The 16,264-nt window shown below is 44.2% G+C and carries 16 protein-coding genes; all 16 read left to right on the top strand.

Going from position 1 to position 16,264, the window contains the following annotated elements; all coding sequences use genetic code 11:
• The first annotated feature begins 68 nt into the window (after positions 1–68).
• The 16 genes from mraY (at position 69) to A8708_RS31965 (ending at position 16,221) form a co-directional block, all read left to right on the top strand.
• Positions 69–1,004 (top strand): phospho-N-acetylmuramoyl-pentapeptide-transferase, encoded by a 936-nt coding sequence (gene mraY, locus A8708_RS32040; RefSeq protein ID WP_068671046.1) that lies wholly within the window; start codon positions 69–71, stop codon positions 1,002–1,004.
• Between the two features lie 3 nt (positions 1,005–1,007).
• On the top strand, positions 1,008–2,402 hold the full coding sequence (gene murD, locus A8708_RS32035) for a UDP-N-acetylmuramoyl-L-alanine--D-glutamate ligase (RefSeq protein ID WP_068670699.1): 1,395 nt from the start codon (positions 1,008–1,010) through the stop codon (positions 2,400–2,402).
• A 56-nt stretch (positions 2,403–2,458) separates the two neighbouring features.
• On the top strand, positions 2,459–3,556 hold the full coding sequence (gene spoVE / locus A8708_RS32030; protein ID WP_068670698.1) for a stage V sporulation protein E: 1,098 nt from the start codon (positions 2,459–2,461) through the stop codon (positions 3,554–3,556).
• A gap of 7 nt (positions 3,557–3,563) precedes the next feature.
• Positions 3,564–4,634, top strand: a complete 1,071-nt coding sequence (locus A8708_RS32025) for an undecaprenyldiphospho-muramoylpentapeptide beta-N-acetylglucosaminyltransferase (protein ID WP_068670697.1) — start codon at positions 3,564–3,566, stop codon at positions 4,632–4,634.
• Between the two features lie 212 nt (positions 4,635–4,846).
• Positions 4,847–5,752 carry a UDP-N-acetylmuramate dehydrogenase gene (murB, locus tag A8708_RS32020; protein ID WP_068670696.1) on the top strand — a complete coding sequence of 302 codons (906 nt, stop codon included), beginning with the start codon at positions 4,847–4,849 and terminating at the stop codon, positions 5,750–5,752.
• A 15-nt stretch (positions 5,753–5,767) separates the two neighbouring features.
• Positions 5,768–7,036: a UDP-N-acetylglucosamine 1-carboxyvinyltransferase gene (gene murA / locus A8708_RS32015; protein ID WP_068670695.1), complete on the top strand. Its 1,269-nt coding sequence runs from the start codon at positions 5,768–5,770 to the stop codon at positions 7,034–7,036.
• 109 nt (positions 7,037–7,145) lie between these two features.
• Complete coding sequence (locus A8708_RS32010) at positions 7,146–7,982, top strand: cell division protein FtsQ/DivIB (protein WP_068670694.1); 837 nt, start codon at positions 7,146–7,148, stop codon at positions 7,980–7,982.
• Positions 7,983–8,281: 299 nt separating this feature from the next.
• Positions 8,282–9,526: a cell division protein FtsA gene (gene ftsA / locus A8708_RS32005; RefSeq protein ID WP_068670692.1), complete on the top strand. Its 1,245-nt coding sequence runs from the start codon at positions 8,282–8,284 to the stop codon at positions 9,524–9,526.
• 28 nt (positions 9,527–9,554) lie between these two features.
• Entirely contained in the window at positions 9,555–10,682 is a 1,128-nt protein-coding gene (ftsZ, locus tag A8708_RS32000) for a cell division protein FtsZ (protein WP_068670690.1), read from the top strand.
• Between the two features lie 221 nt (positions 10,683–10,903).
• Positions 10,904–11,839, top strand: coding sequence for a sigma-E processing peptidase SpoIIGA (gene spoIIGA / locus A8708_RS31995; RefSeq protein WP_338044257.1), 936 nt, complete (start codon positions 10,904–10,906; stop codon positions 11,837–11,839).
• A gap of 99 nt (positions 11,840–11,938) precedes the next feature.
• The gene (gene sigE / locus A8708_RS31990; RefSeq protein ID WP_068670686.1) at positions 11,939–12,661 is read left to right on the top strand and encodes an RNA polymerase sporulation sigma factor SigE; all 723 of its coding nucleotides are present in this window, start codon (positions 11,939–11,941) and stop codon (positions 12,659–12,661) included.
• A gap of 160 nt (positions 12,662–12,821) precedes the next feature.
• Positions 12,822–13,604 carry an RNA polymerase sporulation sigma factor SigG gene (gene sigG, locus A8708_RS31985; protein ID WP_056612640.1) on the top strand — a complete coding sequence of 261 codons (783 nt, stop codon included), beginning with the start codon at positions 12,822–12,824 and terminating at the stop codon, positions 13,602–13,604.
• A 142-nt stretch (positions 13,605–13,746) separates the two neighbouring features.
• Positions 13,747–14,046, top strand: coding sequence for a YlmC/YmxH family sporulation protein (locus tag A8708_RS31980; protein ID WP_056612638.1), 300 nt, complete (start codon positions 13,747–13,749; stop codon positions 14,044–14,046).
• A 114-nt stretch (positions 14,047–14,160) separates the two neighbouring features.
• On the top strand, positions 14,161–15,018 hold the full coding sequence (gene pgeF, locus A8708_RS31975) for a peptidoglycan editing factor PgeF (protein ID WP_068670684.1): 858 nt from the start codon (positions 14,161–14,163) through the stop codon (positions 15,016–15,018).
• A gap of 39 nt (positions 15,019–15,057) precedes the next feature.
• Complete coding sequence (locus A8708_RS31970) at positions 15,058–15,744, top strand: YggS family pyridoxal phosphate-dependent enzyme (protein WP_068670682.1); 687 nt, start codon at positions 15,058–15,060, stop codon at positions 15,742–15,744.
• A gap of 54 nt (positions 15,745–15,798) precedes the next feature.
• Complete coding sequence (locus tag A8708_RS31965) at positions 15,799–16,221, top strand: cell division protein SepF (protein WP_056612633.1); 423 nt, start codon at positions 15,799–15,801, stop codon at positions 16,219–16,221.
• Positions 16,222–16,264 lie beyond the last annotated feature (43 nt).

The following is a 16,264-nucleotide window of genomic DNA, read 5'->3' as shown; positions in this document are numbered from 1 at the left end:
GTTATTTCAGGAAAGAGTGACGGAAATGAGCAGGGGGAACCAACGTGGAAAACGCGGTATTATTAACAATGGGTGTAGCATTCGTGCTGGCGCTAATCATGGGGCCGTTATGCATACCTATTTTGAGAAGGATGAAATTTGGACAGCAGATTCGTGAGGATGGCCCGCAAGGACATCTCAAGAAGCAAGGTACACCAACGATGGGCGGCGTCATTATTTTACTCGCGCTTTCCTTGGCTACACTTCGTTTTGCTGATAAAAATACAGATTTACTCATTTTATTATTAGCTTCCTTAGGTTATGGACTTGTTGGCTTTCTTGATGACTATATCAAAATTATTTTCAAGCGTTCTTTAGGGCTTACAGCGAAACAGAAACTTTTTGGTCAATTATTGATTTCAGCCATTGTCTGTTATTTACTCGTTATGCAAGGACACAGCACAGATATTTACGTACCATTTGTATCGTATCATTTGAATGCAGGCTGGTTGTACTTTCCGTTAATGGCCATTTTGATGCTAGGCGCTTCGAATGCCGTTAACTTTACAGATGGCTTGGACGGCTTGTTAGCGGGGACAAGTGCAATTGCATTTGGCGCTTACACGATCATTGCCATGAACAACACACAGCCAGAAGCAGCTATCTTCTCAGCAGCCATGGTTGGCGCTGTGCTAGGATTCCTCGTTTTCAATGCGCATCCTGCCAAAGTCTTCATGGGTGATACAGGCTCATTGGGAATCGGAGGCGGACTAGTCGCCGTGGCTATCTTAACGAAAGCAGAACTGCTTCTTGCCATTATTGGCGGAGTTTTCTTAGTTGAAATTTTATCCGTCGTCATCCAAGTAGTTTCTTTCAAAACAAGGAAGAAACGCGTGTTCAAAATGAGTCCGATTCACCATCACTTTGAGTTGGTTGGATGGTCGGAGTGGCGAGTTGTAATTACTTTCTGGGCTGTAGGTCTCGTACTTGCTCTGCTCGGATTATATATGAATGAGGTGTTGTAGAACATGAAGCATCCGCGGGATTATCGTGGACTTGAAGTGATCGTACTTGGCTTGGCTCGCAGCGGTGTCGCTGCAGCTAAGCTTTTTCATCAAAAAGGAGCTCTCGTCACAGTCAATGACAAAAAAGAACGAAGCGCGTGCCCTGAAGCCGACGAATTGGAGGCTCTGGGTATTTCTGTTGTATGCGGGTTTCATCCGGAGTCCCTTGTGCATGAAGGGGTTGCGCTAGTTGTCAAGAACCCAGGAATTCCCTATTCGGTAGATCCTATTCGAAGAGCAGAAGAGCTGGGTATTGAGGTTGTAACAGAAGTTGAAGTCGCCTATCAATTTTGCGAAGCGCCGATCATCGGGATTACAGGCTCCAATGGGAAAACGACGACAACGACGCTTATCGGCTTAATGCTCGATGCTGCAGGTTTGAAGCCTGTGGTAGCAGGAAACATTGGCCGTGCATTAACGGAGGCTGCACCAGAGGTAACTGCTGAGAATTGGATGGTTGTTGAATTAAGTTCTTTTCAATTAAAAGGGACAACAGCATTTCGTCCAAACATTGCCTTACTGCTGAATATTTACGAAACGCACTTGGATTATCATGGCTCAATGGATGATTATGTCGCTTCGAAAGCTAAGATTTTTGAAAATCAAACGGAAGACGATACCGCTATTATGAATTGGGATCACGAAGTATGTCGCCGTCTCATGTCCAATTTAAAAGCGAAACAATTTCATTTCTCGAGGGAAACTAAGCTTGGTCATGGCGTTTATTTGGATGCCGAGACGAACTGTTTGGTGTATGCGAACGGTCAAGGTGCCATTCAAACCATCATGCCAGCTTCTGAAATGGGCATTCCAGGAAGCTTTAACGTGGAGAATGCGCTTGCGGCCGCTGCAGCGGCCATTACAGCGGGTGTATCCCTAGATGTGATTGCTAATGTATTGCGCAGCTTTCGGGGCGTAGAGCACCGTCTCGAGCTCGTGAGAGAGCTGGAAGGTGTAACCTTTTATAATAACTCGAAAGCAACGAATTCCTCGGCTACTATTAAGTCGATAGAAGTTTTCGAACAACCGGTTATCCTGATTGCCGGCGGCTTAGATCGAGGTTCGGATTATATGGAACTACTGCCAACCTTCCGTGAGCGGATCAAAGGCGTTGTCACATTAGGGCAAACGAAAGAAAAAATCAAGCATATTGCCGAATTGGCAGGGATTAGCAAGGTACAAACCGTCGATACTGCTAAGGATGCTGCGGACGCGGTTGAACAAGCCGTTCAGCTTGCTTGGCAAATGAGTGAAGGAGGAGACGTTGTACTTCTTTCGCCAGCTTGTGCAAGTTGGGATATGTTTCCATCCTTTGAGGACAGGGGACGCATGTTTAGGGAGTCCGTGCATAACCTTTAAGTAGGGCTTATCCACTTTATAGAGGGAGGCCCACAACTGACAAAGAGGTGTCTGTAATGGGTAAAGCACGCTCCGCTCCTGACATTTGGATTATTATTCCGACCTTGCTGCTTTTGACAATCGGCGTTATTATGGTCTACAGCGCAAGCAGTGTACTTGCATTTCGTGAATTCGGTGATTCTTTTTATTACTTAAAAAGGCAGCTGATTTTCGCTGTGCTGGGCATCGTTGCCATGTTCTTTACCATGAACGTTGATTATTTGGTGTGGAAACGATTCGCTAAGTTGGCCTTGTTTGTGTGCTTTGGCATGTTGGTCATTGTACTGATTCCTGGTATCGGCGTTATTCGTGGTGGTGCCAGAAGTTGGCTAGGTATCGGTGCTTTCGGGATTCAGCCTTCTGAATTTATGAAGATAGGGATGATTCTCTTTCTTTCCAAAATGCTATCTGAAAATCAATCTAAAATTACACTGCTAACCAAAGGTTTGGTGCCGCCTCTGGGTATTATGGGGCTGGCATTCGGTCTAATCATGCTGCAGCCAGACTTAGGAACAGGGGTCGTGCTTGTTGGTGCGTCTCTTCTCATTATTTTCACTGCTGGTGCGAGATTGCTTCATCTTTCCTATCTAGGTATGATAGGGGTTGCGGGTTTTATCGGACTCGTTATCGCCGCTCCCTATCGTCTGAAACGGATTACCGCTTTTCTTGATCCTTGGCAGGATCCGCTTGGCGCTGGATATCAATCTATTCAATCCCTCTATGCAATTGGACCTGGCGGATTAGTAGGTCTTGGACTCGGCATGAGTCGGCAGAAGTATAGTTACTTACCAGAGCCGCAAACTGATTTTATTTTTTCCATCATCGCTGAAGAGCTAGGTTTTATTGGAGGCACGTTGGTTCTGCTACTCTTTACCATCTTAGTATGGCGAGGGATGCGTGCAGCTATAACGGCACCTGATACATTTGCCAGCTTAATTGCAGTAGGCATTATCGGCATGATTGCCGTTCAAGTTATTATTAATATCGGCGTAGTTATCGGTATGTTCCCGGTAACGGGGATTACGCTGCCATTCATAAGTGCAGGGGGGTCTTCGTTGACGCTCATGCTGACATCCGTCGGCATCCTGCTTAATATATCCCGCTATTCGAGGTGACAGGGGAATGAAGACAATTGTATTTACCGGAGGTGGCTCCGCAGGCCATGTTACGCCTAATCTAGCGCTGATGCATAAGTTGAAGCAACAAGGTTGGGATGTCAAATACATAGGCTCGGCTACTGGTATTGAAAAAGAGATTATTAATCGAGAAGGGGTTCCCTTTTATCCGATTTCTTCAGGGAAATTGCGTCGATACTTCGATCTCAAAAATATAAAAGATCCATTCAAAGTCATGAAAGGTGTTTATGAATCGTATCGGTTACTTAAACGTTTGAAGCCCGCCATTGTCTTTTCGAAAGGCGGGTTCGTTTCCGTTCCAGTTGTTTTGGGAAGTCGAATGAACAACATCCCTGTTATTATCCATGAATCCGATATGACGCCTGGACTTGCGAATAAGATTTCCATTCCTTTTGCAACGAAGGTCTGTGTAACGTTTCCAGAATCCCTTTCGCATATTAAGGGCGGAAAGTCTGTTCTTACTGGCTTGCCGATCCGTGAACATATCAGTTGTGGTAAAGCGTCACGCGCGCTTCAGTTATGTGATTTCCATACCCAGAAACCAGTGATACTAGTCATGGGAGGTAGTTTAGGGTCACAGGTATTGAATCAAGCAGTACGTGCGAACTTAGGTCGTTTACTCCCCCAATTTCAAATCGTGCATCTGTGTGGCAAAGGGAATGTATCTGATGAGCATCTTTCTACCCGTGGCTATAAGCAATTTGAATACTTGAACGAAGAGCTGCCTGATGTGTTGGCGATGACAGATCTCGTTATTTCACGTGCAGGTGCAACGTCGATCTTTGAGTTTCTAGGTTTAGAGAAACCCATGCTCTTAATTCCGTTATCCCGTCAAGCCAGTCGAGGTGATCAGATACTGAATGCAGCGTCATTTCAGAAGGCCGGTTACGCCGATGTTATTCAGGAAGAGGACTTATCTCCTGATAGGCTTGCCGATCAGGTCGAAGCACTTTACAAGAATCGTGAGATCTATAAAGCAGCGATGCAATCACGTAATGAGAGTGATGCTGTAGCTGCTATCGTTAAATTGATTGAAACGCATAGCCATTCATTGTGATTTTGTTAAACCGTATAGGCGATTGTCACACTCTAACCGATTTTACATAAACTACACTATAACCGTGACAGACACCTAAGGCTTCATAAGTGAACAAGGAACGAAGATCGGCCGACTTCGCTCCAATCCTTTTGAATGAAATGTAAGAACTTGTATGATATCAATCTTACATCTCTACATTTCGCCCTACGTTCTGTGAAGGAGGTTTTCCCATGCAGAAGTTAATAGCCGACTTAAAGGCATCCAATATTGGCGAGATAAGAACGAATGAACGACTAGCTCCATACACCACTTGGAAAATCGGCGGTCCGGCTGATTGCTTGATTATTCCCCACTCCAAAGAGCAGGTAGCTGCTGCCATCAAGTTTCTACATGAGCGCGGCTTACCTTGGACAGTGATTGGCAGGGGTTCTAACTTGCTTGTCGGAGATAGAGGAATTCGAGGTGTCGTGATTAAGTTAGGCCATGAGTTAGATACCCTTCGTTTTGAAGGTTCCATGGTCTATGCGGGAGGTTCCTATTCGTTCATTAAATTATCCGTACTCGCAGCCAAAGAAGGCTTGACCGGACTGGAGTTTGCTTCAGGAATCCCCGGTACAGTGGGAGGCGCCGTATACATGAATGCAGGGGCTCACGGGTCCGATGTGTCACGCATACTCAAGCAGGCTGAAGTCATCTTGGATACAGGGGAATTGGTCGTTATGCAGGCAGAAGATTTACAATATGCTTATCGACATTCTATTTTGCACACATTGCCTGGCATTGTAACAGAGGCTGTCTTTGAATTACAGGTTGGAGACCGCAACGAAATCGCAGGGGCTATGGCTGCTTACCGAGATCGACGTCTGCGTACGCAACCTTTGCAATTAGCTTGCGCAGGAAGTGTATTCCGTAACCCCGAAGGGGGCTTTGCAGCAAAGCTCATCGAAGAAGCAGGCCTGAAAGGCAAACGTGTCGGTGGAGCAGAAATCTCTATGCTTCACGCCAATTTCATTGTTAACACGGGAGAAGCTACAGCCGAGGACGTTCTTACTCTTATCAACGAAGTACAGCTGATCGTAGAGCAATCGTACGGTATTAAGCTAGTACCTGAGGTTCTGGTAATGGGTGAGAGGTAAATCGGAGGTGGAATTTTGGAGAAGCTCGTTATCGAAGGTGGAAGACCTCTTACGGGAGCCATCCAGATACACGGCGCTAAAAACGCCGCATTACCTATATTAGCTGCGTGCTTACTTGCTAGTGGTACGCATACTTTGCACAATGTTCCTAATCTGCTCGATATCGACACCATGCTGCGTATTCTACGAGCACTTGGTTGTCGAGCCGAGCAGCAAGGAGATACGGTAACCATTACAACATCCACAGTTCATTCCTCCCACATCCCCGAAGAATTGATGGGTCAGATGCGCTCTTCCATCTTTCTCATGGGTCCGCTTCTCGCTAGATTCGGCAGTGTCACTGTCTATCAACCTGGTGGCTGTGCAATCGGCGAACGTAAAATCGATTTGCATCTCAAAGGTTTACAGGCTCTGGGAGCCGATATTGAAGAATTTTCTAACAGAATTGTCTGTTCTGCCGAAGCACTGCAAGGTAATGAGATCTTCTTGGATTTCCCAAGTGTAGGGGCGACTGAGAATATCATGATGGCCGCTGTGAAAGCGGAAGGTACGACAACGATTTATAATGCTGCACGCGAACCAGAGATACAGGATTTGCAAAACTTCCTGAATGCGATGGGCGCTGATATAATTGGAGCAGGAACGGATACAATCACGATTCGTGGTGTTACTGCTTTATCTCCTTGCACGTACCGGATAATTCCAGATCGTATTGTTGCAGGAACCTTTCTAGTTGCAGCAGCGGCTACCAGAGGTAATATTACTTTGGAAAGAGTAAACCCTGCTCATTTAACATCGGTTATCCATGTGCTTAAGCGTGCAGGTGTTCAAATCATCGCAGACGGTGATATAATACATGTAAGCTGCAAGGCAAGACCCAAGGCAGTTGAACGTATCGTGACGTCGCCTCATCCTTCTTTCCCAACGGATTTACAATCGCAAGTCATGGTACTTTTATCTCTAGCAGATGGACTAAGTGTGATGAAAGAAACGATATTTGAAGGTAGATTTAAGCACGTGGATGAATTGTCTCGGATGGGGGCAGACATTCGCGTAGATATGAGTTCAGCCTTTATCCGTGGTGTCCCAAGGTTGTATGGTGCTACAGTTGAAGCGACCGATTTGCGAGCTGGTGCTGCTCTTGTAATCGCCGGTTTAGCTGCGCATGGCACAACGATCGTTGAGCAAATTCATCATATCGATAGAGGGTATGATAGGATCGAACATATGTTAGTCAGACTAGGGGCTTCTGTGCGTCGTCAAGCGCCGGTTCCCAGTGAGTAATAGGTGGTGTGACAATCGCGTATCCCTTCCTGCTTGCAGGAGGGGATTCACGATATTCATTGGATTAGGTCATAGGAATGGATATAAATATAATTAGGTGGTGCCCCTCTTGTCCGAAGATGTCAAAGTACCAACGTTGCCAGTACCTAAGCCACGTGCGCGTACGAATCGGAAGCTGCTCTCTTTTTTGATTATTTTTTTCCTAACGGTACTCGTTATTTTGTTTTTCCAATCTTCACTAAGTCGGATTAGTCGGATCGAAGTAGAGGGGAATGTGCTACTAGCATCTGACGTAATTGGACAAGCTACTCAAGTTGCAGTAGGTGATCGTTTTTTTGCAGTGAGCTCTAAGACGATTGAACAGCGGATCTCTGGGATGCCTATGATTAAAAGTGCTGAGGTGACCAAAATGTTTCCCGGTGTCATTCACATTGGAGTCGAAGAATTTCCTAAAGTAGCTTTTCAGATAGATCCTAACGGCAAAAAGCAAGCTGTGCTCGCTGACGGCAATGTGATTGATCTGCCAGCTGGCAGCGGTATCCCGCTCGACATGCCCATCTTGACGGGATGGACGGATACAGATCCGAATAAAGCTGCGCTGTGTAAAGTGCTAGGAGAGATCCCGCAGAGTGCGTTGTCAGACGTATCAGAGATTAAGCCGGATCCTTCGGAATCGTACCCTGACAAAATTAAGATTTATACGCGCTCACAGTTTGAAATCCATACAACCATTACCTATCTGCCTGATAGAATTGATAACTTGCCTGGGTATATTGCGGGTCTAGCAGAGGATCACATTTCTAATGGCGTAATTACCATGCTTGAAGTTGAATACCACACACCTTTCGCAACAAGTGGAGATTCTAAAGCAGATTCCAAAAGTGATTCCAAAACAGATCCTAAGTCAACACCGAAAGCAACGCCGAAATCAACACCGAAGCCATAACAACCGATATCGAGCGGAAAGGTTTACAAAAAATCTTAGCAGAGACTACTCAATCTCTGAAAAAAATGTTAAAATTAGTTTTATGGTTAAATAGGATCTATCTGCATACTCTATTTTTTCTTGTATTTACTAGACGAAATTATTTGCATTTTACAACAGTGAAAACAGAAATTGAAGTTGGTTTTTAAATGCGAAAATACTGTAGAAAAAAGAGGGAATATGGCGGTTGTGTGGAATACGTATAGGAGTATTTGTGAAGATTTTGCAATTTTACCTAAGTTACAGGAGGTGCCAGGGGCTTGAGCAACAATGATATCATTGTTAGTTTAGACATCGGTACATCCAAAGTTCGAGCTATTATTGGGGAAGTTGTTAACGGAACCATTAATATAATAGGAGTGGGATCTGCCGAGTCAGAGGGGATTCGTAAAGGCGCAATCGTTGACATTGATCAAACTGTGCATTCAATCCGAAGTGCTATTGATCATGCTGAGCGAATGGTCGGTATACAAATCTCCGAGGTTTACGTTGGAATTTCAGGAAATCATATTTCTCTTCAATCAAGTCACGGCGTAGTAGCTGTTTCCAATGATGACCGAGAAATCGGAGAAGAAGATATTGATCGCGTCATTCAAGCGGCAAGGGTCATCGCATTACCTCCCGAACGTGAAATAGTTGGAGTTGTACCTAAGCAATATTTGGTAGATGGGCAAGAAGGTATTAATGATCCACGCGGAATGATCGGTGTTCGTTTGGAAGTAGAAGCGACGATTATTACTGGAGCCAAAACGGGCATACATAATTTAATGCGTGTTGTGGAAAAATCCGAATTGAAGGTTGCAGGACTTATTTTAATGTCGCTGGCTTCTGGTAATTTGGCACTTTCCAAAGATGAGAAGGCTGTAGGGACCGTATTAGTTGATATCGGTGCTGGTGCAACGACAATTGCTGTTTTTGACGAAGGTAATTTAGTTGCAACGTCAACGATTCAGATTGGCGGAGAATTTATCAGCAATGATATTTCGATTGGCTTACATACGCAACTGGAAATTGCTGAAAAGATCAAATTGAAATATGGCTGTGCATCCGTAGATGATTCCGCACCTGATCAAGTGTTTAAAGTGACGAGAATGGGCAGCAATGTCGAAAAAGAGTTCTCTCAAGTTGATCTTGCAAATATCGTTGAGCCTCGTGTCGAAGAGATTTTTCAATTAATTCGTGCGGAAGTTCATCGTTTAGGTTTCGGAAATCTTGCAGGAGGGTATGTACTTACGGGTGGAACTGTGTGTATCCCAGGTATTCTGGCGATTGCACAAGCTGAACTGGCTACATCTGTACGTATTGCAGTGCCTGATTACATCGGGGTACGTGATCCTTCCTACACGAGCGGTGTTGGTATTATTCAATTCGTCTCCAAATACATGAAGAATCGTAATTCAGGTGTCACCAAAAAAGTGGCTGCAAAGACTACCAAAAAATCCTCCGATAGTCAAAAGCCAGGTTGGGTTGATCGAGTTAAGAATTTCTTCAGTGAATTTATTTAGTGAACGTTAAGTTAGGGGGATATGGCATATGTTTGAATTTGATATGGATTTAGATCAATTGGCTCAAATTAAAGTCATCGGTGTTGGTGGCGGCGGTAGCAATGCAGTGAATCGTATGATTGAAAACGGTGTTAAAGGTGTTGAATTTATTACCGTTAATACGGATGCACAGGCACTTCATTTGGCAAAGTCCGTTCATAAATTGCAAATTGGTGATAAATTGACCCGTGGTTTGGGTGCAGGTGCAAATCCTGAAGTCGGGAAGAAAGCAGCAGAAGAGTCAAGGGAGACGATTCTGAATACGCTTCGCGGCGCAGATATGGTGTTCGTAACGGCAGGTATGGGCGGCGGTACAGGTACAGGAGCTGCTCCAGTCATTGCTGAAATCGCAAAAGAGGTAGGCGCACTAACGGTTGGCGTAGTAACACGACCGTTTACTTTCGAAGGACGTAAGCGTTCTTTACAAGCAGAGCAAGGGATTGCTGCATTGAAAGAGAAAGTTGATACGCTTATTATTATCCCGAACGATCGTCTACTTGAGATTGTTGACAAGAAAACTCCAATGCTTGAAGCTTTCCGTGAAGCGGATAATGTTCTTCGCCAAGGTGTTCAAGGGATCTCTGATTTGATCGCAGTACCAGGACTTATCAATTTGGACTTTGCAGATGTCAAAACGATTATGACTGAACGTGGTTCCGCCCTTATGGGTATTGGGGTTGCTACAGGTGAGAATCGCGCGGCAGAAGCAGCCAAAAAAGCGATCTCAAGTCCATTGCTAGAAACATCCATCGAAGGCGCACGTGGCGTTCTTATGAATATCACTGGCGGTATGAATCTCAGCTTGTACGAGGTGAATGAAGCGGCTGATATCGTGGCATCTGCTTCTGACATTGAGGTTAATATGATTTTCGGTGCTGTAATTGATGAGAAGTTAAAAGATGAGATCTTAGTTACGGTTATTGCAACTGGTTTCGAACATAAAGCGGCTCCTATTCATCAGTCTATCAAACGTCCGGTTTCCCCAGGACAACCAGAGACGTCGTCAGCACCTGATAACCGCTTAAATAATCTTAAACCTTTTGGTGCACAACCGTCTAATGATCAATTAGATATTCCGACTTTCTTACGAAACCGCGGACGCAATACTGACAAATAATTACATAATAATTGTCTAGAGACCGAAGCCCTACTTGATGTAGAAGCTTCGGTTTTTTGTTGTTCTGCAAGGTTTTCACCTATAGACAGGACCGCGTTAACTGACAAAAAAAGTAGCTTCCTACTAGCATGTTTAGACAGACTTTGAATTTAGAATCCAATATACTGATTTAGAAGCGGAAAGTTTCGTCACGAAATTGCTAGATAGTGCCCTTCTTGGAGGTGAGACATGGCATGGTCGTCTATGCGGATCTCATTTTCCTATTGAACTTTGTGGTGGATGCAGCCTTACTCTTAGTCACTGCAAAAACGCGGAAAATAGCGTTCACATGGTGGAGAATTGCACTTTCTGCAGCATTAGGGGCTTCATATGTCGTTATGATGTTTTTACCAGTTCCCACATTGTTATTTACATTTTCTGTGAAATGTATGTTTTGTACAGGTATGATTATGACCGCTTTTGGGTACGGTTCCTTACAAAATTTATTGCGGAATATGGGAACATTCTTAATCATTAATTTTGCTGTTGCTGGCGGGATGTTCGGTATTCATTATGTGCTGGCCTCTTCCTCTGATGTTATGAAAGGAATCGTGTTTACGCAATCTGGGGTCGCCATGTTTCAATTCCAAATCGGCAGCATCTTGTTTGTGGTCTTGCTCCTGCTTCCTCTTATCTGGTGGTTTAGAACCGTATTCCAGAGCAGTAAGCAGCGTGAAGTTATGAGTACCTATTTGGCGGAGGTTACCATTCACGTAGGGGATTTCAGTGCAACCTGCAAAGGCTTGATCGACACGGGGAATCAACTCTATGATCCATTGACGCGCACACCCGTTATGGTTATGGAAGTATCGGAATGGGGAGATGTTCTTCCTGAGCAATGGCTGCAAAGAATTCGGTCAGCAGATGTGGATCAAATCATTAGCGGTATAGGAGTAGAAGAATTTGTTTGGCAGGACCGTTTGCGACTCGTACCTTACCGTGGGGTCAATCGTAATACGCAATTTATGTTGGCTATTAAACCCGATAAGGTGGTGATTATTCATAATGAATCGCAATTGGAGGCTACGAAAGTGCTCATAGGACTGGATGGAGGAAAGCTGTGCAGTGATGGTTCCTATCAAGCCATCATTCATCCTGCATTGATTCAAGCTGGTTAATGATTGGTTCAACTTTACAAAGTCAGTTTTCCATTGGAAAACGCAGCTTAGCTTACGATGAAAGTTTTGCCATGGCAAAACTCTTAGGAGGAAACTAACATGTTCTTGAAGTGGAAACTGCTTATTCAACTAACGTATTATCGTATTTTAATGATGCTAGGACTCAAAGGTGAAGAAATCTATTACATTGGTGGTAGTGAAGCATTGCCACCGCCGCTTACGCGTGAAGAAGAAGAATACTTATTGGAAAAATTACCATCCGGGGATGCGGCTATTCGTGCTATGTTGATTGAACGCAATCTGAGATTGGTTGTCTATATAGCGAGAAAATTCGAGAATACGGGTATTAATATTGAGGATTTGGTTTCCATCGGAGCGATTGGCCTTATCAAAGCCGTAAATACATTTGACCCCGAGAAGAAGATTAAGCTTGCAACTTACGCATCGCGCTGCATCGAGAATGAAATCCTGATGTATTTGCGCAGAAATAGTAAAATTCGAACAGAAGTATCGTTTGATGAACCTTTGAATATTGATTGGGATGGTAACGAACTTCTTTTGTCTGATGTATTAGGGACAGAGAATGATACCATTTACCGGAACATTGAAGAACAAGTGGATCGGAAGCTGTTACATAAAGCACTAGATAAACTTAGTGAACGTGAACGTATTATTATGGAGCTGCGGTTCGGGTTGCAGGATGGGGAAGAGAAGACACAGAAAGACGTTGCAGATCTGTTGGGTATTTCGCAATCTTATATCTCTCGATTGGAAAAACGCATTATAAAGCGGCTTCGCAAAGAGTTTAACAAGATGGTTTAAAAAAAATTTTTGGCCGTCTTTGTCGAAATTGTTCAGGTGTCACGGGAGGGAGCGAGTCAGTACCCTTTTGTCAAGTGCCTGAGCAAGGGATGAAGCAGGAATAAATCGACAGCTCACGGGGATAATTAACAGTAATGTTTCTCCTTGGGAGGTAATCACGGTGACCCGAAATAAAGTTGAGATATGTGGAGTTGACACCGCCAAACTGCCTGTGCTGACCAATGCAGAGATGCGTGAGTTGTTCACTGACCTGCAAACTAAACAGGAACGAACTGCAAGAGAGAAATTGGTCAATGGCAATTTAAGGTTGGTACTGAGTGTGATTCAGCGGTTCAACAATCGTGGAGAGTATGTGGACGATCTCTTCCAAGTTGGCTGTATTGGTTTGATGAAAGCCATTGATAACTTTGATTTAAGTCAAAATGTCAAATTCTCGACCTATGCCGTACCGATGATTATAGGTGAGATACGCCGCTACTTACGAGATAATAACCCGATTCGCGTTTCTCGTTCCTTGAGAGATATTGCTTACAAAGCATTACAAGTTAGAGACAGTCTAACGAATCAAAACTCACGCGAGCCATCGATTTATGAAATTTCTGAAGCATTGAATGTACCCAAAGAAGATGTCGTGTTCGCACTGGATGCTATACAAGATCCTGTATCGTTGTTTGAGCCCATCTATCATGATGGTGGCGACCCTATTTATGTTATGGATCAAATCAGCGATGAGCGCAATAAGGACATGTCATGGATTGAGGGTATCGCATTGCGTGAAGCGATGCATAAGCTAAATGCAAGAGAAAAGATGATACTTTCCATGCGATTCTTTGAAGGGAAGACCCAGATGGAAGTGGCAGATGAGATTGGCATTTCTCAAGCACAGGTTTCAAGGTTAGAGAAATCAGCTATTTGTCAGATGCAAAAACATGTGAAATCCTAATGGTAAGTAACAAAGACTGGAACGGCTTAGGTAGACAAGCCGTGAAGGTCTTTTTTTGTTTGACAGGACATTTTGCCCATAAGGCACATATACTAATACAAATTCAGTACAAATTCTAATGAGATATGTGGTGATAGGCCTCATGAAAATATCTGATTTCCAGACGAAGGATGTAATTAATATTGTAGACGGCAAGAAGCTTGGACAAATCAGTGATTTGGAGCTTGATCTGCGCCAAGGACGAATCGAATCCATTGTTGTTCCGAATCAGAGTCGTTTTTTTGGGCTGTTCGGAACAGGAACCGATGTCATTATTCCGTGGAAGCATATCGTGAAAATTGGTGCTGACGTTGTGCTCGTGAAGCTAGAAGACGTACGGCCGTATCGACAAACGGACGACACCGAAGTGGTATATGAGTTTAATCGTCAATTTAAAAATTGACGTTGGACACACGGGGGAAGCTGGATCAGCCGTACAAACAGCTGAGCAGACATCGTGTGTCTTTTTGTTTTGTGCTAAAGTAGAGAGATACAATATGGGCTGGAGGGATTTAGATTGGAACCATTTGCGTTAGAACCAACCGTACATTCAGACGAGGATCGTCCGGTCCTTTTACCAATAGCCTCTTGGATCTCATTATTTCCTGAGATTACAGCTGGTTTTAGCACACGTAAAGGTGGTGTAAGTGAGGCTCCCTATTCAACGTTAAATCTCGGTCTGCATGTGAATGATAATCCGGTCGATGTTGTGCGGAACCGTGAGCGCGTTGCTGAGGCTGTAGGGCAGCCCTTTACATCGTTTACATATGCAGAGCAGGTCCATGGGAAAGACATTGCTATTGTCAGTTTAGACGAGCAAGGCAGGGGGCGTGACAGTAGGGAAACAGCTTTGCAAGCGAAGGATGGATTTATAACCAAAGAGAAAGACATTGTGCTCTGTGCGCAATTTGCGGATTGCGTACCGCTATTCTTCTATGATCCCATCCAGCGTGTGGTAGCTCTTGCACATGCAGGGTGGAAGGGTACTGTGCTAAACATTTCCATGGCTACTATATCCTTAATGACACATACTTTTGGTAGTCGGCCTTCGGATATTCGAGCAGCCATAGGGCCCTCAATTGGCATTTGTTGTTATGAGGTTGATCAGACGGTTGCCTCACGCGTAAGGTTGGTTTTTGAGGAATCACAGTTATCCACAGAGGATCAAGAAGCAATTATCAAGGATAATGGTAATGAGAAGTACATGTTGAATTTGCAATTATTAAATCAGAAATTAATCGAGCAAGCAGGAATATTGTCGTCCCATATCGAAGTAACTCAGTTATGTACGAGTTGCCGAACCGATCTTTTCTTTTCGCATAGAAAGGAAGGCGGTTCCACAGGGAGAATGATCGCTTGGATCGGTCTTCGTTAACGGGAACCGGGAATGTGCTTATATTGAGGTGTAGAGAGAATGAGCGTATTGGAACGCAAACAAGAGGTTGAAGCTCGAATAGCAACAGTATGCCGAGAGTCAGGCCGTCAAGAAAATGACATTAAGATCATCGCAGTAACCAAATATGTATCTTTGGAAACGACAGAACAAGTATTGAACACGGGTTTACAGCATATTGGAGAAAATCGTTGGCAAGATGTAAAACCGAAATGGGAAGCACTGCATGAGCGGGGTACATGGCATTTTCTAGGGCATTTGCAGACGAATAAAGTGAAAGATGTCATCGGTAAATTCGCTTATATTCACTCCTTAGATCGGATGTCCCTTGCAAAGGAATTGGACAAGCAAGCTGCTGGATTGGGGATAACGGTCAATTGTTTCTTACAAGTGAATATTTCTGGCGAAGCAACCAAATATGGTGTATCGCCGGAAGACTTCTTCCAATTTGCAGAAGAGGTAAGTAAGCTTACTCATATTCGCGTCTGTGGCTTGATGACGATGGCTCCTTATGAGTTAGAATCCGAAGAGACGAGACCTGTTTTTCGAGGATTACGTGAGCTGCGGGACCAATTGAATGAACGAAGGATATTCCCTTATGAAGTGACTGAGTTATCTATGGGGATGTCAGGCGACTTCGATGTGGCCATTCAAGAAGGTGCAACGTGGGTTAGATTGGGTACTGTATTAGTAGGTAAAGAAGGCTAAGGGAATTAGGAATAAGGATTCCTATGTGCAGGATTTCGATAGGAGGGAAGCGTTATGGGTGTATATAACCGATTTATGAACTTTCTGGGACTTCAGGAAGAGGAAGAAATCGTAGAGCGTGAACGGATTGTAGAAGCGACAGAAGAACCTGAAACCAATCCATATGAATTACGTAATAAAAATAAGGCGAATGTCGTCAGTATTCATTCACAGAAGAATTCGCGCGTTGTCCTAAGTGAACCTCGCACTTATGAGGAAACACAGGATATTGCGGACCATCTGCGTGCTCGAAGAGCGGTTGTCGTAAATTTGCAACGAGTTCGCGGCGATCAAGCGATCCGAATCGTAGACTTCTTGAGTGGTACGGTTTACGCATTGAATGGGTCTATCTCTAAGCTTGGACCGAATATTTTTCTCTGTACACCAGACTCAGTAGATATTCATGGTCATATCTCTGAGATGATGGGCGAGGAATAGACGCATATCCCCAAACACATAGACAGAGGTGGGAAACAACCGT

The sequence above is a fragment of the Paenibacillus oryzisoli genome, assembly GCF_001653565.1.
In the GTDB taxonomy this organism is placed as follows: Bacteria; Bacillota; Bacilli; order Paenibacillales; family NBRC-103111; genus Paenibacillus_E; species Paenibacillus_E oryzisoli.
Note: the sequence above shows the minus strand (reverse complement) of the source record. Positions and strands in the feature narration are given on the sequence as shown.